The organism is Tellurirhabdus rosea, assembly GCF_026278345.1.
Taxonomy (GTDB): Bacteria; Bacteroidota; Bacteroidia; order Cytophagales; family Spirosomataceae; genus Tellurirhabdus; species Tellurirhabdus rosea.
Genome location: NZ_CP111085.1, coordinates 964732 through 981730, shown reverse-complemented (window position 1 = coordinate 981730; position 16999 = coordinate 964732). Strand labels below are relative to the sequence as shown.

Below are 16999 nucleotides of genomic sequence, written 5' to 3'. Positions count from 1 at the left end.
TCCTCACCATGAAAAAAGTACTGATTCCCTTTATGACGGCCTTTCTGTGTTATGCCTGCGGCGACAAAGCCCTGAACGTTCCGGAACCGGACTACCAAACGGCCGAAACCTTTTACCGGACCGAAGCCGATGCGCTTCAGGCCGTCAATGCCGCCTACGCCTCTCTGGCGGGCCCTGATCTATACGGCCGCATGATGCACGTGGCGCAGGAACTGATGTCGGACGAAACCGAAGCCACCACGACCTGCAACCCGCTCTGGCAGGCGATGCGCCGCTTTGAAACTTCTGCCGATAACCCGGTTTTCAGCGCCATTTGGACCGGAGCGTACCAGGGTGTCTACCGGACGAATCTGGCTATCGGCCGCATTCCGGAAATCTCCATGAACAGCGCCCTGAAGAACCGGCTGGTCGGAGAGGCGTACTTCCTGCGCGGCCTGTATTACTTCATTCTGGTGACCAATTTCGGCGAAGTACCTTTGCTGCAGCAAGTGGTGGATTATAACAGCCGGGACCAGAAACAGCCGGCCCGGGCGTCGGTTGCCAGGATTTACGAAATCATTCTGGCCGATTTTGCGGAGGCGGAAAAGCGGCTCCCGGTGTCGTATACCGGGGTGGAGGTCGGCCGGGCAACCCGCGGGGCGGCCAAAGGGTTTCGGGCCAAGGCGTTGCTCTACCGCGCAGGCCTGACCGGCAACCGGGCCGATTATACCGCGGCGGCTCAGGTGTTCAAAGAGATTATCGATGCCCAGACGTATGATCTGGTTCCTAACTACGCGGATAATTTCACCGAAACCGGCGAAAACAATCGGGAGTCGCTGTTCGAAGTGCAGTTTTCCACCACCGTCAACCCCGGCGTTTTCTGTGACGAATGCGGAACGGGCAGTCTGCGGGGCATGGAATTCGGCGTTCGGGGCCGGGCCAACCACATCGCTATTCCGTCGGAAATGTACCTCAAGCAGTTTGTACCCGGCGACCCCCGGCTGGCGGCTTCCGTTTTTGGGCCGGAAGGAACCCGTTTTGACAAGCAGGATTATTACAAATTTTTGCAGTACCGGGCTTGGGAGGACGTTCTGCCGCGCGATTACGCGTTTCGGAAATACCAGAAGGAGGAAGGCAATGAGTTCAACTACGACACCGGCTCGGGGATTAATTTCCGCCTGCTGCGCTTTGCGGATGTGTTGCTAATGTACGCCGAAGCGGTGAATGAAGTGCAGGGACCGACCGCCGAAGTTCTGGCCGCCATCAACCGCGTTCGCAAAAGAGCGGGCGTGCCTACCCTTTCCGTCGTGACGACCAAAGAGATAATGACCCGGCTGATTCGGACCGAACGGATGTCGGAACTGGGGCTGGAAGGGCACCGCTGGCGGGACATCGTACGCTGGAAAATCGCCCCGGACGTGCTGGCCGAGCAGGGCCGCCTGTTCGACGAAGAACGGGATTACCTTTTTCCCATCCCCCAAAGCGAACGCAAACTAAACCCCAACCTGACGCAGAATAAAGGCTGGGAATAAAATGAATTAAAAGTTAAAAGTTAAAAGTAAGCTCCGCTGATTCAGAACCCTAAACCAGCGGAGCTTACTTTTAACTTTTAACTTTTAACTTTTAATTGTTTAAACGGACATAATGTCCTGTTCTTTGGCGGCGAAGATATCGTCGATTTTGGCGACGAAGCTGTCGGTGAGCTTCTGAACGCGTTCTTCGCCCCGTTTTACGTCGTCTTCCGAAACGCCGTCTTTGGTCAGTTTACGGATGCCTTCGTTGGTGTCTTTGCGGATGTTGCGGACGTTGACTTTGGCCACTTCGATTTCCTGCTTCGCCTTTTTAACCAGCTCGCGGCGGCGTTCTTCGGTCAGGGGCGGAATGTTGAGGCGGATGACGTCGCCGTCGTTGGTCGGAGACAGGCCGAGGTTGCTGTTCCGGATGGCTTTTTCGATGTCGCCGATCATCTTGCGCTCGAACGGCTTGATGGCAATCGTGCGGGCGTCGGGCGTGGTGACCGAAGCGACGTTATTGAGCGGCGACATGACGCCGTAATATTCGATCTGAAGGCCGTCGAGCATCTGCGTCGATGCTTTTCCTGCCCGAATTTTGCCCAATTCAATGGACAGGTGTTTGAGCGCCCGGTCCATCGTATCACGGGCATCTTCCAGATATAACTCAATCTCTTCCATACGTATAAATTACTGGTTCCAGCGGTAGGGATCGTTTTGGAAAACGTTTCGGTTTAGCTGATCAGCGTTCCGACAGTATCGTCGCCCTGAACCAGCCGAAGCAGGTTGCCGGTGCGGTTCATGTCAAACACGATGATCGGCAGGTTATTTTCTTTGCAAAGCGTAAAGGCCGTCAGGTCCATCACGTTCAGGTTCTTTTCGTAAACGTCCTGAAACGAGATGGTGGTGTACCGGGTGGCGGTTTTATCTTTTTCGGGATCGGCCGTATACACGCCATCCACGCGGGTGCCTTTCAGCACCACATCGGCTTCGATTTCGATGGCCCGGAGGCTGGCGGTGGTATCGGTGGTGAAGTAAGGATTGCCCGTCCCCGCGCCAAAAATGACGACGCGGCCTTTTTCGAGGTGGCGGATGGCCCGGCGGCGTACGTACGGCTCGCAGACCTGTTCCATCTTAATGGCCGACATTACGCGGGTGTACATGCCCTGCTGTTCGAGCGAGCTCTGGATGGCCATCGCGTTGATGACCGTGGCGAGCATGCCCATGTAATCGCCCTGCACGCGGTCCATGCCCGAGCGTTCGCCGGTTATACCCCGGAAGATGTTTCCGCCGCCGATGACGATGGCCACTTCAACGCCCAGGTCAACCACTTCTTTGATGTCACGTCCGTATTGTTCGAGGATGGCCGGGTCGATGCCGTAACCGTTTTTGCCGCTGAGGGCTTCGCCGCTCAATTTAAGTAGAATGCGCTTGTATTTGAGTTGAGCCATGAGCTGAGATTTGGCCGCAAAGATAACAAGAGTTAAGAATTATGAGTGAAGAGTTATGCGTTAAGCTCCGCTTGTCGGGCTCTGGGGCGCTTAACGGCCCTGGTTCACGGATATTTCTTAATTAAATTCAATCAATACCTGATTTTTCTCAACGCTTTCGCCTTTGCCCGCCCGCACGGCTTTCACGGTGCCGTCGCCGGGAGCCTTGATCACGTTCTCCATCTTCATCGCTTCCAGAATCAGCACGGTATCGCCTTTCTGCACGGCATCCCCGACTCGAACGGCCACGCTCAGGATCAGGCCCGGCATGGGCGCCTTGATGTCGTTGACTTTGGCTTTGCCCGCCGATTCCATGCCCATCTGCTGAAGCAGCAGATCGAAGCGGTCTTTGAGCCGGACCGTGTGCAGGTGGCCGTTGATCTTCAGGGTCACCGCTTTCTCGGCCGCATCCAGCGAAAGCAGTTCGGCGGAATAGGATTTATTCTCGTGAAGCAGGTGAAACTGCCGGTTGTTGATCCGGGCCAGGTCCCAGTGGAGGGGTTCGCCGTTCAGAACCGGCTGGCCGGCGGTAAACTCAATGTCGAAGGTGTCAGATTCATTGACCGTTGCGCGGTACATCGGGTGTCGGGTTTATTTTCGATTGATCAAATATACACCAATCAGGCAAATGCCCATACCTGCCAGCTGCGGCCAGTACAACGCCTCGTGGTCGAGCAGCCCCCACGCCAGGGCGACCATCGGCATTAGGTAGGTGACGGAGGAAGCAAAAACGCCCGAGGCCAGCTGAATGACCCGGTTGAACAGAATCGTCATCAGCCCCGAACCCAGCACGCCCAGCAAAATAAGCGCCACCAGCGAAGTGGTGGAGGCCGATTGGGTCGCCCGCTGCGGAAAATCCGTCAGCAGCAGTCCGCCCAGGGCCAGTGGACCCACCAGACCGAACATCCAGGCCGTCGAGGTCAGCGCGGGCAGACCGCTCAACCGGCGGGAGACGACGTTGATATTCAGTCCGTAAAGCACCGTCGCGCCGACGAGCAGCAGGGCGTATTCGTTGAGCGAAAACGAGCCGGTGGCGCTCATGAACACCAGAAAAACCGAACCGGTGACGCCCAGCAGCACGCCGAACAACTGCCGCGACCGAATGGCGTTGCCGAAAAACCAGGCCCCGATCAGCAACGTAAACAAGGGGCTGAGGGAGTTGAGCGCCCCGGCCAGCGAACTGCTCAGGTGCGCGCCGCCCGTGGCGAACAAAAAGGCCGGAATCAGATACCCCGTCAGGCCGGAAAGGAGCAGTGAACCCGCCACCCGGCGCGGAAACTCCCGGAACTTGACGATCAGATAGGGCAGGAAAAACAGAAAGGCGAAGGCAATCCGCCCCGTCGCGACCTGAACGGGCGGGAAGCCTTCCAGACTCCGTTTGATGAGAATAAACGAACTGCCCCAGACCAGGGCAAGCACAAACAGCAGGACCCAGGCCAGGGGCGGCGTCGCGTTTTTTTGCTGGGGAAAAGCGGGCGAATCAGTAGTCGTTGTATTCATAAGAGAGGGCGTCATGCCACCGGAATCGACCTGGGCGGCATGACGGACTTTATTACGTATACCCTCCAAACGATTAATTCGTTCTTCCCGAAGGCGGATTTGCGCGAATTTCTACCGGACGTGCGCCAGATTCCCCGCTAACGCCTCAACGGCGTAGATATCAACAATTTCCGCCATGATTTCCAGCAGTTCGGCGTAGGTGTCCGCCGTTACCAGCCGCTGGCGGTAGGGTTTGAAGTTTTCCAGCCCCTTGAAATAGTTGGTGTAATGCCGCCGCATTTCAAAAATACCCAGTTTTTCGCCCTTCCAGCGAATGGAGAAATCAAGGTGCTGGCGGCAGACGGCGACGCGGTCGGCGAGCGTCGGGCCGGGCAGGTGTTCGCCGGTTTTCAGAAAATGTTTGATCTCGTTGAAGACCCACGGATGGCCGATGCTGGCCCGACCGATCATGATGCCATCTACGCCGTAACGGTTTTTGTATTCCAGCGCTTTCTCCGGACTGTCGATGTCGCCGTTGCCGAAGATGGGAATCGTGATGCGCGGATTTTCCTTGATGCGCCCGATGAGCGTCCAGTCGGCGGAGCCTTTGTACATCTGCACCCGGGTCCGGCCGTGTACGGTCAGCGCCTGGATGCCCACATCCTGCAGCCGTTCGGCCACGTCCAGAATGTTTTTCGTGGTATCGTCCCAGCCCAGGCGGGTTTTGACGGTCACGGGCAGGTGGGTTGACTCCACGACGGCTTTCGTCATGGCCACCATTTTCGGAATGTCCTGCAAAAGCGCGGCCCCGGCACCCCGGCAGGCAACGTTCTTGACCGGGCAGCCGTAATTGATGTCAATCAGGTCCGGATTGGCGCGCGAGGCAATCTCCCCGCAGGAGCGCATGGTTTCGATATCGGAGCCGAACAGCTGAATGCCGATGGGCCGTTCGTATTCAAAAATATCGAGTTTCTGCACGCTCTTGGCCGCATCCCGGATGAGTCCTTCCGACGAGATAAACTCGGTGTACATCAGGTCCGCGCCGTTGGCTTTACACACCGCCCGGAACGGCGGATCGCTTACGTCCTCCATCGGAGCCAGCAGCAGCGGGAAATCGGGTAATTCAATGGGGCCTATTTTTACCATAATAAAAATCTTCAGTCGGTCAGGCGTCCGTTGGGACCCGGACGACTTTTGTTAAACGAAACCCGGGCAAGAAGGGTTCTAATTCCATTTATGCCCGTAAATTTACGAACTTATGGAGGAATTACGTACCACTCATTCACGGGGTTCACGGCTGCATCCCTTTCGTAGTTTGCTGATTTTGCTGGGATTTGTGCTGATCGGCATGTCGGTTGGCGGTCTGCTGGCGATGGTCGTGCTGCTGGGCTGGACAACCGCGCAGGGCGAAGATGCCGTGCTGAACGCCGGGGAGATGCTCACCAACCCGGAATTGTTTGAAGGCAGCTGGTATGCGCTGATGATGGTGCAGGCCGTCAGCCATGCCTTTACGTTTCTGGTGCCCTGCCTGCTGTTCTGGCGTCTGTTCGAAGGCCGGCGGTGGGCGGATTTCAACGCCCGCCCGCTCTCCGCCGTGCAGTCGGTCGGGCTGGTGGCGCTGCTGACGATTGCCTTTATGCCGCTCAACGGGTTGGTGATCGACTGGAACCAGGGTCTGGAACTGCCGCCGGTGCTGGAGTCGCTGGAAACCTGGATGAAGCAGAAAGAAGAGCAACTGGGCAAGCTGACCGCCTTTCTGACTACGTTCAGCACGCCGCTGCAACTGGTGATTGCGGTCTTTGTCATCGCCGTACTGCCCGCCGTGGGGGAGGAGCTGCTGTTCCGGGGAATTGTCCAGCGGAAGCTCATCGAATGGACGGCGAATGTTCATGCCGGCATCTGGATTGCCGCCTTTATTTTCAGCGCGATTCACATGCAGTTTTACGGATTTATTCCGCGCGTGCTGCTGGGCGCGCTCTTCGGTTACCTGTACGTCTGGTCGCGGAATCTGTGGGTTCCGATCCTGGCGCATTTCGTCAATAACGGCTTTACGGTGCTGATGGTCTGGTTATACCGGCAGAAGATGGTTTCGGTAGACATCGAAAATACCGACTCCGTTCCGCTTACGGGAGCGTTTTTTTCGCTACTTTTAACGATTGGATTTTTGTATTACTTCCGGAAAAGTAATCAATCTGCTCGTTCACACCCGTATGTATAAGAATTGGGAGAAAGTGATGGTGACACCGGTTTTTCACCGGGCGGAGATGGCGAAAATTGTTCTTGCCGGGCACGAGATCGACGCGGTAGTCATCAACAAAAGGGATAGTAACGTTCATTTTGGCAATTGCGAAGTGTATGTACCCACGGAACACGCGCTGATTGCCAAAGTTATTCTGGATAATGAAATCTCAGTTAGATAGTATGTCAAACCTGCAGCAGCGGGTTGTTGCCGCCGTTGTAGGAGTCGCCATTATTTTAGGAGCCATCTGGTACGGAGAGTGGACGTTCGCGCTGCTCTTTTGTGCCATCAGCGCCCTCACCCAGTTAGAATTCTACCGCCTGCTCGGACTTGATGGAAACCAGCCGCTGACCTATTACGGCACGCTGGTGGGCTGCTTTATTGTCCTTCTGACGTTTCTGATTGAAAAGGAGGTCGTCGCGTACGACAACTATTTTCTGATCTGCCCGGCGGCTTCCATGATCTTTTTAATCAAGCTGTACAAGAAAGACGACCATAAGCCTTTTTCCAATATCGGCTTCACGTTTCTGGGAATCATTTACGTCGCGGTGCCGTTTGCGCTGCTGAACGTGCTGGCACTCTGGCGGGGCGTGTACCGGCCGGGACTGGTGCTGGGTTGTCTGATGCTGCTCTGGGCCAGCGATGTAGGCGCCTATTTTGCGGGCACTAAATTTGGCCGGCGGAAGTTATTTGAGCGGGTGTCTCCCAAAAAATCGTGGGAGGGCAGCGTCGGCGGGGCCATCGCGGCCGCGCTGATTGCCTACGGTCTGATTAGTTCGAATGCCGAGCCGGACCTCGAAAGCTGGGAGTGGTACTGCATCGGGGCCATTATCGTGGTGACCGGGACGTACGGCGATCTGGTGGAGTCGCTGTTTAAACGGAGCATCGCCATCAAGGACTCGGGTTCGAGCATTCCGGGTCACGGGGGGTTTCTGGACCGTTTCGACGGGCTTTTGCTGGCGGCGCCGTTTATTATTACGTTTTTGAAGATTTTTTCCTGAACAGTCCAGCCCCCGGTGCCAATTTGGGGTCTACGTTTCAGATTTTTTAACAAATCTCCTGAACCCTGTCGGGCAATAGCCTTCCCGACCGTACGTTGGAGGTGTACAAACTATGAAAGCACGCAATAGAAGCTATATTCTGGCGGCCGCTCTGGCCCTTTTCTTCGGTCTGCTGACCGGTTTTCAGTCGGTATCGGCGCAGGGACAGGAGAAGCTGGTCATGTTTACCGGGATTATCACGGCCGGAAAAACGTCAGAGCCGCTTCCGGGCGCTACTGTTTATCTGCCCGCCGCCAGCCGTGGCGTCGTTTCCAACACGATGGGCTATTTTGCCATTCCGGTGCTGCCGGGCGATACGGTCATGTTCAGTTACGTTGGTTTCAAGAAGCAGTTTACGATTATTCCCCGCCGCATGACCGAAACTTCCTATTCGGCCGTGATTGCGATGCAGGAAGATGTCACGACCCTGGCCGAGGTGAAGGTGTACCCCTACGCGACCGAAGAACTGTTCAAACAGGCGCTGGTCAACATGAAACTGCCTGACGAGAAAGAGCGCGAGAACCTGGCCCGCAACACCAGCGCCGAGTCCATGCAGCGGCTGGCGGCGATAACGCCCATGAGTTCGGCGGCTAACTTCCGGTATTATATGAACCAGCAGCTGTACGGCCGCGAAAGCATGGCCAACCGCAGCCAGATCACCACGCTGTCGTTCCTCAATCCGCTGGCCTGGGCGAGCTTCATCCGTTCCGTCAAAAACGGCGACCTGAAAAAGAAGGACTACCGCTCGGAGCTGAACGCTACCCCAAAAGAAAACCTGAGCCGGGAAGATATGATCAAGCGCTAACGGCTTTGGGCCGGAAATAAAAAAGGGCTGGTGTAGTACCAGCCCTTTTTTATTGGAAAGGCTTCTGCTATCGGTAATACGTAACGGTTTTATCTCACTCAGTTTTTAGAATAGGCCCCGGACACTTTTTGCGCCCGGGAAAAAGGTAGCTTACTGATCGTTCGTTTTGAATCGCGCCTTTCCCGAATTCGGCTTTCCTATCTATTTTTTACAGTATTCCTGCTATTCTGCCGCCGTGTCAGCAACCATCTGACTGTGAACCGAAGTTCCGGCCTGGGCCTAAAAAAGAAAACGGGAAATATCCCGTTTCGGCATGACGTTCAATAAATCGTGGTTGGTACGGCGACGGGCTACCTGTCGAATTTCAGCAGTTCGGTGGTGCTGCCGTCAAACCGGGCGTAGGTGTTGAACGACAGCCATTCGCCCAGATTGATGTAGCGACTGTTGGCGGTCACGGACAGATTCAGCGGAAGGTGGCGGTGGCCGAAAATGTAATAATCGTGGTGCTGGCGGGTTTCCACTTCCCGGCAGTACGCCAGCAGCCATTCGCGTTCTTCGCCCAGAAACTCTTCGCCTTTTTCCTCATTGGCCGCTCGGCTGTGCCGCGACCAGCGATCGGCAAAGGCCACGCCCACGTCGGGATGAAGCCAGCGGAACACGCTGCGGGCAAAGCCGTTTTCGAACAGCACTTTCAGTTTTTTATACACAAAATCGCCGGGGCCGAGGCCGTCGCCATGCCCGATGTGGAAGCGTTTTTCGCCGAGCTGGTAGGAGCGGGGCTGCCGGTAGACCGGAATGTTCATTTCTTCCGTAAAGTAGTCCTGCATCCACATATCGTGGTTTCCGGTGAAGATGATGACCTGGTGCCCGGCGTCGGTCAGTTCCGCGAGCTTTCCCTGGAGTCGCACGAATCCTTTCGGGACGGTTTTGCGGTATTCGAACCAGAAATCAAACAGGTCGCCGACGAGGAAAATGACGGCGGCATCCAGGCGGATCGTGTCCAGCCAGCGAACAATACGCTGCTCGCGCTCGCGGCTCTTCTGAGGCGTCGGTGTGCCTAAATGGAAATCAGAGGCGAAGTAAACGGCCCGGCCGGCCGGAAGCGGAATCTGTTCAACGGAACTCATGCAGACATGGTACGAAAGAACAAAGGTAGGAACTTTCGGGCTTTGGACGGCCGAAGACGAACAGGTTCGGAGATATTGACGTATTTTCACGCATCGTTTGCCCCCTGTTTGTGTCGTTGAATGTTGTGTCTGCCCGTGAATCCGTTTCTTTTTGCGTTGCTTCTGTGGCTAAGTCCGACTGCGTTATGGGCGCAGGTGCTGGACTTTGACCGGGTTTTGGTTTACGAACAGTCGGACTACAACGGTTCGATCGTCCGTTACCAGCTGCTGTTTAATTCAAAAACCGGATTGTTCGGCTTTGACCGCAAACTTTCCAGCATTAGCCTGCCCGGCGTCGGAGAGGGCTTTACGTTCGCCACCGGCAGCCCCGATGGGCTTTACCGGATTTATTCCACCAACTCCTACGACGGTAAAACGGTGCAGCAGTACCGGATCGGGCAGCGGGCCTACGCCCCCGACTTTGCCGCGGTATGCCGCCAGAACTTCAAAAAACGCTACCGGCCAACGGGCACCAAAGAAACTCGCTTTGGCATGGATGTGCAGCAGTACTCCGCCAGTCTGGGGCGGCGCGACCGGGAGTACGTCAGCGTCGCCCGGGTCGATTTCAATCTCTATCCGGCTTATCTTTTCAACGAAATGGGCCTGGAAGCCAAGCTTCCGGACGCCCATAGCCTCAATTTTGCGGGCCGTCTGGCGGCAAACGAGTTGCTGATCGAGTCCCGAAAAGTGTATTATTCCGAAACAGTGGGCGGTAAACCCGCCGTGAGTACCCTGCGGCTGGTTTATTTCGGGCCTTTTCGCTATTCATTCGACGCATCGGGCTATAAGTAACGATAATCCGGTCTTTTGATACCTTCCTGAGCCGATTACAAACAAACCGCTGGTTTTAATAGTCTTTTAGAGAAAGCAATCACCATTTCTCGATACTATGAAAGACCAACTTAAATGGATACCATTGGCGCTGCTGGGGCTGTCTTCCTGCGGCGGTTCGGTTTCCGGCACCAAAGGCGGCGACGTGGAAGGCTCCGGAGCCAATAACACGGCGGATGTCGGACGGTACGTCACCGGAACCTTTCTCACCAGCGTCGATGTCAAATACGATAAAATGAGCAACGTCCTGGACGAAACGTTCGTGGCCTCGCTTTTCAATGTGCCGGGCAGCGAAATCTCCGTTCGGGACCTGAACAGCGGCGCGGAATTCTACTGGGGCGGCAAGAAACACGTCGTAATTTCGACCAGCGCCCCCCGGCCGTTCGCCTCCATCTACCACGCGGAATACATGTTCGACAGCCTGTACCAGCCGGAAGTGCTGGCCCAGCGGCGGCGTAATTTCAAAGGGGACCTCACTTCATACGGGGCCAATTCCGGAGGTGGGCTGGTCGAAACGCCGCCTGTTCGGGAAAACACTTACGGCAACGGCTCCGGTGGCGATCTGGGACGGGACTCCACGGCGGCCAACGATACGTCGATGAGCATTGCCCGGGTGACGGCTACAGCCAACCAACTGACCGAAGCGCCGAAGTCCAATTTTGCCGGGGTGGCCGTGGCCGGAATCGGCGACAAGGCGATCTGGGACCCGCGCCAGCGGATGCTGCATATTCTGTATCTCCATCATGTTCTGCACGTAACCGTCAACAACAACCCGAATCCGAATGTAGACAAAAGGCAGGCGCAACTGCTGGGGCTTGTCCTGCTGGATAAGCTGACGCAGGAGGCGCAGGGCGGAATCACCACGCCGCCGCCGGTGGGTTATGATAACAGTACAGGCATGAAACGGTAACAAAAAAGGGCCCTGCGCAGGGCCCTTTTTTGTTGGATGACGGTGAAGACGCTAGATCTCTTCCGTGTAATTTATGACAGTGCAGGCAGATCCGGCGTCGGCAGCGGCTGGGTTTCTTCCGGCTTGCTTTCGTTGCCGATTTGCTCTTTCACCACTTCACTCTGGTTCTTGTAAGCCTGATACGTCGTTTCTTTCTGGAACGGACGTTTGCCGAGCAGACGCTCCAGGTCGGCCTGGAACAGAATTTCCTTCTTCAGTAGCTCCTGGGCAATGATTTCCAATCCTTCGCGATGCTCGGTCAGCAGGTCTTTCGTCCGCTGATAAGCCGAATCAACCAGCTTACGGACTTCCTCGTCAATCGCCTCGGCGGTTGCTTCCGAGTAGGGCTTGTTGAAATTGTACTCGCTCTGTTTGGAATCGTAGAACGAGATATTGCCAATCTTATCGTTCATTCCGTAGATGGTCACGATGCTGTAGGCCAGCTTGGTAATGCGCTCCAGATCGCTCAGGGCTCCGGTTGAGATTTTACCGAAAACGATGTCTTCGGCCGCCCGACCACCGAGGGTCATGACCATCTCGTCCATCAGCTGTTCCGTACGATACAGATACTGCTCACGGGGCAGGTACTGGGCATATCCCAGTGCGGCCACGCCACGCGGGACGATGGTTACTTTCACCAGCGGATCGGCATGCTCCAGGAACCAGCCCGCAACGGCGTGACCGGCTTCGTGGTAGGCAACAATCTGCTTTTCTTCCGGCGAAATGAGCTTATTCTTCTTCTCCAGACCACCGATGACGCGGTCCATGGCATCCTGGAAGTCCTGCATCGTTACGTATTCGCGATCGCGACGGGCGGCGATCAGAGCCGCTTCGTTACAGACGTTGGCGATTTCGGCACCGGCAAAGCCCGGTGTCTGGGCCGCCAGTTCGCGGGGCTGTACGTCCTGCGACAGTTTCAGCGGCTTCAGGTGAACTTTGAAGATGGCTTCCCGGCCGACAATATCCGGTTTATCGATGCTGATCTGACGGTCGAAACGGCCGGGACGCAGCAGGGCTGAGTCCAGTACGTCGGGACGGTTGGTTGCGGCCAGGATAATAATCCCTGAGTCCGTCGCAAAACCATCCATTTCTACCAGCAGCGAGTTCAGCGTGTTTTCACGTTCGTCGTTGGCACCGGGCATGGAACCCCGGCCCCGCGAACGGCCAACCGCGTCAATTTCGTCAATGAAGATAATACAGGGCGCTTTTTCCTTGGCCTGTTTAAACAGGTCACGAACCCGCGCGGCACCCACCCCTACGAACATTTCGACGAAGTCGGAACCCGAGAGTGAGAAGAACGGAACGCCAGCCTCACCGGCTACGGCTTTGGCCAGCAGGGTTTTACCTGTGCCCGGAGGGCCTACCAGCAGCGCACCTTTCGGGATTTTGGCACCGAGTTTGGTAAACTTGCTGGGGTTCTTGAGGTAATCCACAATTTCTTTGATCTCTTCCTTGGCTTCGTCCAGACCGGCCACGTCGTTGAACGTGATCTTGACGCGGTTTTCGGCGTCAAACAGGGCGGCTTTGGATTTTCCGATGTTGAAAATCTGGCCACCCGGACCGGCTCCGCCCGACATTCGGCCCAGCAGAAAGTACATGGCCAGAATCATGACGATGAAGAAGCCCCAGGTCTGGATAAAACCGCTCCAATCGCTGCGCTGTTCAATGCGGTATTCGATGCGCTGGTTATCGGGCAGACCTTCCTGCAACTGGTCGAGGTCTTTCTTGAACGTATCGGCCGAGGATATACGGAAGTTGTAGTGCGGGCCGTTGGACGATGTCAGATACGGCTTATCCTGAAAAACCGTGCGATATTTCGGACTTTGCAGCGCCTGCTGCGTCAGGGTCACCTCCACGACGTTATCGTTCACAATAACGACTTCTGACACTTCGCGGTCTTTCACCATCTTCTCAAACCGGTTTTGCGAGATGTCCTTTACGGTGCTGCTCCGATTGAAAAAAGTGATACCGAGAATAGCGGCAATCAAAAGGGCCACAATCCAGCCCTGAAAGTTCGGGCGGCGTGGGCCACGGGATGACAATGGATTTCTATTGTTTGATTCAGGCATTTCGAAATAGTCTTACGGCTACACAAAGTGGGAAACACCATTTTACAATGGAATGTTTCTTGGGGGTACTGGTTTTGACAGGTGGACAATACGGATGGGCAGGCGGCAAACGTGCCGGATAACCAGCACGTTTGGCTGCATGGTCGGTGTTAAGCAGCAACGGACTCCTCGATCACGCGGATCTCGGCGTCGCCCCAGAGTTGTTCAAGGTCGTAGAAAGCCCGGCGGTCTTTCTTGAAAATGTGAGCGACAACGTCTACATAGTCAAGCAGGATCCATTCGCGGTTCATGCGGCCTTCGTTATGCCAGGGGTTGATCTTACTTGCTTTATGAACTTCTTCCTCGATGGAAGTGGAAATGGCGTCGAGCTGAGTATCAGAGTTACCGGAGCAGATTACAAAAAAATCGGTAATGGCATTTTTGACACCCCGAAGGTCCATGACGACAATGTCAACGGCTTTCTTCTCCTGCATCCCTTTAACCACTAAATCGCACAGTTCTTCGGATGTAAGTTCTTTCGCTTTGTTAATTCTCATGCTGTTGGTTTAAATTGCACCACGCGGGGCCAGCGGGTCCGCAGGTAAAGCCGTGCGTACCATGTATCCGGCGTTCTTTTTAACTAAATGTAAAAATAAGTTGTACAATAATCAACCCAAAACCTTAATTCTTGGGCAAACTATACAATACCTGCCAACTTGTCAGTCAACCAACGATGTGGCGTCGGAACTGATTCTGAACGGACAGGCATCGGAAGGACTCCTCGTTATTACACACCATCAAACGGCCGGTCGGGGCCAGCGCGGCAATCCGTGGGAAGCCCGCCCCGGCGAAAATCTGACGTTCTCGCTCGTTCTTCAGCCTTCTTTTCTGCAGGCTTCCGAACAGTTCTGGCTCAACATCGCTATCTCCCTCGGCATCAGCGACTGGCTGGTGACGCACCTTCACGAACGGATGCGCATCAAATGGCCGAATGATCTGTACGTGGACAACCGAAAAATCGGCGGTATTTTAATTGAAAACACCTTGCAGGGCTATTCTATTGCGTGGTCGGTCGTCGGAATCGGAATAAATATCAACCAGACCCGTTTTTCGCATCCCAACGCAACCTCACTCCTTAATGAAACACCAAACGACGGTGAATTCGTTCTGGAAAATTCGTTGAATTCCATCGCCGAAGCACTCGAAAAGCGGTACCTGGCGCTGCGGTCGGGTCGGCGGGATGTGCTGAAGGCAGAATACCTTCAGCGGTTGTTTCGGTATCAGGAAGAAGCGGAGTATGTATCCGACGGAGAGCGTTTCCGCGGCAGCATCGTTGGAGTAGGCGAAACCGGCCTGCTGGCCATCGAAACCGCCGGACGACTGCGCTATTTCGGATTTAAGGAGGTGGAATTTGTGATTTGATTAGTAAGAGAAAAGATAAAAGAAAATAGAGAAAAGAGAAAAGTCAAAAGGCGGTCGATTGCTGACGTCCTTTGTCTCTTGTCTTTTCTCCTTTATCTCTTCTCTTTTCTCTAATCAAAAAAAGCAAGCCGCCGACTCACGAGTCGAACGGCTTGCCAACGGTCACAACCTAAAGATGTATACCGAAATCGGATGGTCGTGTTACACAGTCCGGCGGCGACTGAACAGGGCGGCGATACCCAAAATGATCACCGCACCAATAAAGGCCGTAATAATCCGGTTCACAATTTCTGAACCCGTGTTCAGGACGTTTCCAAAGAGCCAGCCGCCTACAAGCGCCCCTACAATACCCAGGATAATCTCCATCAACAGTGACAGCGAGAACCGCTTGAAAACGAGGTCGGCGAGCCATCCGGCTACCGCACCTACCAGAATTGTTACTAAGAGTTCCATATATTTTTCTTGCGTTGAGTTTGCCATAATAACCGGGGCCGTTTTGATTTTGTTTGCAAAAAATTACGGCGACTTAGGGAACGGGAATGCTCCGAAGGCCAATCAGAGCCAGCATCCGACCTGTCTGCCCCCCTTCGAGCCGGTACGAAAAATACTCAGCGTTGTGCAGCACGGTCGAAAAAGGAGATACTTCGATTCGGGCTTCCGGCAATCCGCCCGCAATCAGCTGCGCCCGGTTGGCCGCTTTCAGGTCAACGTAAAAACGGTTTTTGGCGGCGTCGAAGCGGCGATGCTCTTCCGTAAAGGCTTCGGCCACCTCCGGCCCTACTTCAAACGAACACTCATCGATACACGTACCGATATATGCCAGGCAATCGGCCGGTCGGGTTCCGAAGGCTTCCTGCATGGTCCGCAGGGTTTTGAGCGCAATGTCGGCGGCAGTGCCGCGCCACCCGGCATGAACGGCCCCCACGGCTTTCTGAACCGGATCGAACAGCAGGATCGGAGTGCAGTCGGCTACCGTGACGGTCAGGTAAAGGTCCCGCTCGTTCGTGACGAGGGCGTCGTAACCACTGTAGCGTCCCGGCCCGGTGGCGATCAGGACCTCGTCGCCGTGCACCTGGTGGGAAGAAGCCACGCGATCGGGCGCGATGCCGAAGCTCTGGAAGAACCGGGTTCGATTGATTTCCACATGAGCGGGGTTGTCGGCGGTATTCAGGCCTAGATTGAGCGAAGCAAAGGGAGCGGGACTGACGCCGCCGTGCCGCGTGCTTTCGGCGGCGAGGAGGTCCGGAAACTGGGCGGCCATTGCGGGCGTGCGAAAAGAAACGGATGATACCATAGGGCAAAATTATCCGTCCTTCCCCAATAAAAACCACTCATCCCGGAAGGTTAAGCCGGATTCGAAAGAAAATTCTGTCTGGGGCGCTCAAGCGGTTATTTGTTAAGAAATGTTAACGGCAAACCTGTCTTTTTGAGGGCGTTAGCCGGAATAAAATTCTGCGAAAACGATTCGTCCGCCTTTTTGTACGGTTCATCCCTCAAAAATTGCTTTTAAGGTAAAATTGGTGGCAAGTCCCCCAAAAACCGCTTTACCTTTGAATCGTCAATCAGCCGCAACGCACTCAGGCAGCCGCGGAAAACGGCGATGACACTATTCACACAACAACAGTAAACAACAACAAAGACATGAAAAATTTAATCGCCTCACTCGCCCTTGCCATGCTGGTAACGGGCACTTCGTTCGCCGCCGACCATACGGCCGACGACAAAAAAGAAAAAGCCGTCATGCAGACGGCCATCTACCCCTCCGCCGGTTCAACGAAACTGAACGTGGTGGTCGCCAACGGAACCAACCGGAGCGTGGCCGTCCGCCTGCTCGACCAGAAAGGGGAGATGCTGGCCAGCCAGTTCATGGGCAAAGCCAGCAAGCCGACGAAAGCCCGCTTCGACATCAGCGCCCTCGAAGACGGAGTGTATCTGGTCGAAATCACCAACGGAGAAACAAAGGAAATCAAGCAGCTGACGCTGAAAACCAGCCAGCCCGAAGTGGCTTCCTACCGGTCGATTGCGATGAACTAAGGTCGA

Annotated in this window: 19 protein-coding genes; 9 read left to right on the top strand and 10 right to left on the bottom strand. The window is 55.1% G+C overall.

Annotated features, from left to right (window positions below; genetic code table 11):
* Positions 1 to 8: 8 nt before the first annotated feature.
* Positions 9 to 1511 carry a RagB/SusD family nutrient uptake outer membrane protein gene (locus tag ORG26_RS04020; RefSeq protein WP_266367240.1) on the top strand — a complete coding sequence of 501 codons (1503 nt, stop codon included), beginning with the start codon at positions 9 to 11 and terminating at the stop codon, positions 1509 to 1511.
* Between the two features lie 99 nt (positions 1512 to 1610).
* On the opposite strand, the gene frr is transcribed toward ORG26_RS04020, so the two are convergent.
* The 5 genes from frr to dusB form a co-directional block, all read right to left on the bottom strand.
* Entirely contained in the window at positions 1611 to 2171 is a 561-nt protein-coding gene (gene frr, locus ORG26_RS04015; RefSeq protein WP_266367239.1) for a ribosome recycling factor, read from the bottom strand.
* 53 nt (positions 2172 to 2224) lie between these two features.
* The gene (pyrH, locus tag ORG26_RS04010) at positions 2225 to 2941 is read right to left on the bottom strand and encodes a UMP kinase (RefSeq protein ID WP_266367238.1); all 717 of its coding nucleotides are present in this window, start codon (positions 2939 to 2941) and stop codon (positions 2225 to 2227) included.
* 117 nt (positions 2942 to 3058) lie between these two features.
* Positions 3059 to 3559, bottom strand: a complete 501-nt coding sequence (locus ORG26_RS04005; RefSeq protein WP_266367237.1) for a biotin/lipoyl-containing protein — start codon at positions 3557 to 3559, stop codon at positions 3059 to 3061.
* Positions 3560 to 3571: 12 nt separating this feature from the next.
* Positions 3572 to 4480, bottom strand: coding sequence for a DMT family transporter (locus ORG26_RS04000; RefSeq protein WP_266367236.1), 909 nt, complete (start codon positions 4478 to 4480; stop codon positions 3572 to 3574).
* Between the two features lie 111 nt (positions 4481 to 4591).
* Positions 4592 to 5605, bottom strand: coding sequence for a tRNA dihydrouridine synthase DusB (gene dusB / locus ORG26_RS03995; RefSeq protein WP_266367235.1), 1014 nt, complete (start codon positions 5603 to 5605; stop codon positions 4592 to 4594).
* Between the two features lie 169 nt (positions 5606 to 5774).
* Between dusB and ORG26_RS03990 the strand changes: the two genes are divergently transcribed.
* The 4 genes from ORG26_RS03990 to ORG26_RS03975 all read left to right on the top strand — a co-directional run bounded on the left by ORG26_RS03990 (position 5775) and on the right by ORG26_RS03975 (position 8543).
* Complete coding sequence (locus ORG26_RS03990; RefSeq protein ID WP_266367234.1) at positions 5775 to 6677, top strand: CPBP family intramembrane glutamic endopeptidase; 903 nt, start codon at positions 5775 to 5777, stop codon at positions 6675 to 6677.
* The gene (locus ORG26_RS03985; protein WP_266367233.1) at positions 6670 to 6879 is read left to right on the top strand and encodes a DUF2007 domain-containing protein; all 210 of its coding nucleotides are present in this window, start codon (positions 6670 to 6672) and stop codon (positions 6877 to 6879) included. Before ORG26_RS03990 ends, ORG26_RS03985 begins: the two co-directional genes overlap by 8 nt.
* On the top strand, positions 6860 to 7699 hold the full coding sequence (locus tag ORG26_RS03980; protein ID WP_266367232.1) for a phosphatidate cytidylyltransferase: 840 nt from the start codon (positions 6860 to 6862) through the stop codon (positions 7697 to 7699). The genes ORG26_RS03985 and ORG26_RS03980 overlap by 20 nt, the downstream gene beginning before the upstream one ends.
* Before the next feature lie 112 nt (positions 7700 to 7811).
* Positions 7812 to 8543: a carboxypeptidase-like regulatory domain-containing protein gene (locus tag ORG26_RS03975; RefSeq protein ID WP_266367231.1), complete on the top strand. Its 732-nt coding sequence runs from the start codon at positions 7812 to 7814 to the stop codon at positions 8541 to 8543.
* 350 nt (positions 8544 to 8893) lie between these two features.
* Here ORG26_RS03975 and ORG26_RS03970 read toward each other — a convergent pair whose 3' ends face one another.
* Positions 8894 to 9670 carry a UDP-2,3-diacylglucosamine diphosphatase gene (locus ORG26_RS03970; RefSeq protein WP_266367230.1) on the bottom strand — a complete coding sequence of 259 codons (777 nt, stop codon included), beginning with the start codon at positions 9668 to 9670 and terminating at the stop codon, positions 8894 to 8896.
* 156 nt (positions 9671 to 9826) lie between these two features.
* Here ORG26_RS03970 and ORG26_RS03965 point away from each other — a divergent pair, with 156 nt between their 5' ends.
* Both ORG26_RS03965 and ORG26_RS03960 read left to right on the top strand, forming a co-directional pair.
* The gene (locus tag ORG26_RS03965; RefSeq protein WP_266367229.1) at positions 9827 to 10501 is read left to right on the top strand and encodes a hypothetical protein; all 675 of its coding nucleotides are present in this window, start codon (positions 9827 to 9829) and stop codon (positions 10499 to 10501) included.
* 97 nt (positions 10502 to 10598) lie between these two features.
* Complete coding sequence (locus ORG26_RS03960) at positions 10599 to 11450, top strand: hypothetical protein (protein WP_266367228.1); 852 nt, start codon at positions 10599 to 10601, stop codon at positions 11448 to 11450.
* A gap of 71 nt (positions 11451 to 11521) precedes the next feature.
* Here ORG26_RS03960 and ftsH read toward each other — a convergent pair whose 3' ends face one another.
* Together ftsH and rsfS are read right to left on the bottom strand one after the other, a co-directional pair.
* Positions 11522 to 13558 (bottom strand): ATP-dependent zinc metalloprotease FtsH, encoded by a 2037-nt coding sequence (gene ftsH, locus ORG26_RS03955; RefSeq protein ID WP_266367227.1) that lies wholly within the window; start codon positions 13556 to 13558, stop codon positions 11522 to 11524.
* 149 nt (positions 13559 to 13707) lie between these two features.
* Positions 13708 to 14094 carry a ribosome silencing factor gene (rsfS, locus tag ORG26_RS03950; protein WP_266367226.1) on the bottom strand — a complete coding sequence of 129 codons (387 nt, stop codon included), beginning with the start codon at positions 14092 to 14094 and terminating at the stop codon, positions 13708 to 13710.
* A 61-nt stretch (positions 14095 to 14155) separates the two neighbouring features.
* Here rsfS and ORG26_RS03945 point away from each other — a divergent pair, with 61 nt between their 5' ends.
* Positions 14156 to 14959, top strand: coding sequence for a biotin--[acetyl-CoA-carboxylase] ligase (locus ORG26_RS03945; protein ID WP_323134429.1), 804 nt, complete (start codon positions 14156 to 14158; stop codon positions 14957 to 14959).
* A 201-nt stretch (positions 14960 to 15160) separates the two neighbouring features.
* On the opposite strand, the gene ORG26_RS03940 is transcribed toward ORG26_RS03945, so the two are convergent.
* Positions 15161 to 15412, bottom strand: coding sequence for a GlsB/YeaQ/YmgE family stress response membrane protein (locus ORG26_RS03940; RefSeq protein ID WP_266369309.1), 252 nt, complete (start codon positions 15410 to 15412; stop codon positions 15161 to 15163).
* Positions 15413 to 15485: 73 nt separating this feature from the next.
* A complete protein-coding gene (gene pgeF, locus ORG26_RS03935) occupies positions 15486 to 16253 on the bottom strand; it encodes a peptidoglycan editing factor PgeF (RefSeq protein ID WP_266367224.1) in 768 nt (255 codons plus the stop codon).
* 347 nt (positions 16254 to 16600) lie between these two features.
* Here pgeF and ORG26_RS03930 point away from each other — a divergent pair, with 347 nt between their 5' ends.
* A complete protein-coding gene (locus ORG26_RS03930) occupies positions 16601 to 16993 on the top strand; it encodes a T9SS type A sorting domain-containing protein (RefSeq protein WP_266367223.1) in 393 nt (130 codons plus the stop codon).
* The last annotated feature ends 6 nt before the right edge of the window (positions 16994 to 16999 follow it).

What these genes read in the sequence shown, in the direction of transcription:
- ftsH (WP_266367227.1), bottom strand. Translation starts at nt 13,558, where the DNA reads ATGCCTGAATCAAACAATAGAAATCCATTGTCATCCCGTGGCCCACGC.
- frr (WP_266367239.1), bottom strand. Translation starts at nt 2,171, where the DNA reads ATGGAAGAGATTGAGTTATATCTGGAAGATGCCCGTGATACGATGGAC.
- ORG26_RS04000 (WP_266367236.1), bottom strand. Translation starts at nt 4,480, where the DNA reads ATGAATACAACGACTACTGATTCGCCCGCTTTTCCCCAGCAAAAAAAC.
- ORG26_RS03985 (WP_266367233.1), top strand. Translation starts at nt 6,670, where the DNA reads ATGTATAAGAATTGGGAGAAAGTGATGGTGACACCGGTTTTTCACCGG.
- ORG26_RS03980 (WP_266367232.1), top strand. Translation starts at nt 6,860, where the DNA reads ATGAAATCTCAGTTAGATAGTATGTCAAACCTGCAGCAGCGGGTTGTT.
- ORG26_RS03945 (WP_323134429.1), top strand. Translation starts at nt 14,156, where the DNA reads ATGTATCCGGCGTTCTTTTTAACTAAATGTAAAAATAAGTTGTACAAT.
- dusB (WP_266367235.1), bottom strand. Translation starts at nt 5,605, where the DNA reads ATGGTAAAAATAGGCCCCATTGAATTACCCGATTTCCCGCTGCTGCTG.
- ORG26_RS04005 (WP_266367237.1), bottom strand. Translation starts at nt 3,559, where the DNA reads ATGTACCGCGCAACGGTCAATGAATCTGACACCTTCGACATTGAGTTT.
- pyrH (WP_266367238.1), bottom strand. Translation starts at nt 2,941, where the DNA reads ATGGCTCAACTCAAATACAAGCGCATTCTACTTAAATTGAGCGGCGAA.
- ORG26_RS03960 (WP_266367228.1), top strand. Translation starts at nt 10,599, where the DNA reads ATGAAAGACCAACTTAAATGGATACCATTGGCGCTGCTGGGGCTGTCT.
- ORG26_RS03930 (WP_266367223.1), top strand. Translation starts at nt 16,601, where the DNA reads ATGAAAAATTTAATCGCCTCACTCGCCCTTGCCATGCTGGTAACGGGC.
- ORG26_RS03940 (WP_266369309.1), bottom strand. Translation starts at nt 15,412, where the DNA reads ATGGAACTCTTAGTAACAATTCTGGTAGGTGCGGTAGCCGGATGGCTC.
- rsfS (WP_266367226.1), bottom strand. Translation starts at nt 14,094, where the DNA reads ATGAGAATTAACAAAGCGAAAGAACTTACATCCGAAGAACTGTGCGAT.
- ORG26_RS04020 (WP_266367240.1), top strand. Translation starts at nt 9, where the DNA reads ATGAAAAAAGTACTGATTCCCTTTATGACGGCCTTTCTGTGTTATGCC.
- ORG26_RS03975 (WP_266367231.1), top strand. Translation starts at nt 7,812, where the DNA reads ATGAAAGCACGCAATAGAAGCTATATTCTGGCGGCCGCTCTGGCCCTT.
- pgeF (WP_266367224.1), bottom strand. Translation starts at nt 16,253, where the DNA reads ATGGTATCATCCGTTTCTTTTCGCACGCCCGCAATGGCCGCCCAGTTT.
- ORG26_RS03970 (WP_266367230.1), bottom strand. Translation starts at nt 9,670, where the DNA reads ATGAGTTCCGTTGAACAGATTCCGCTTCCGGCCGGCCGGGCCGTTTAC.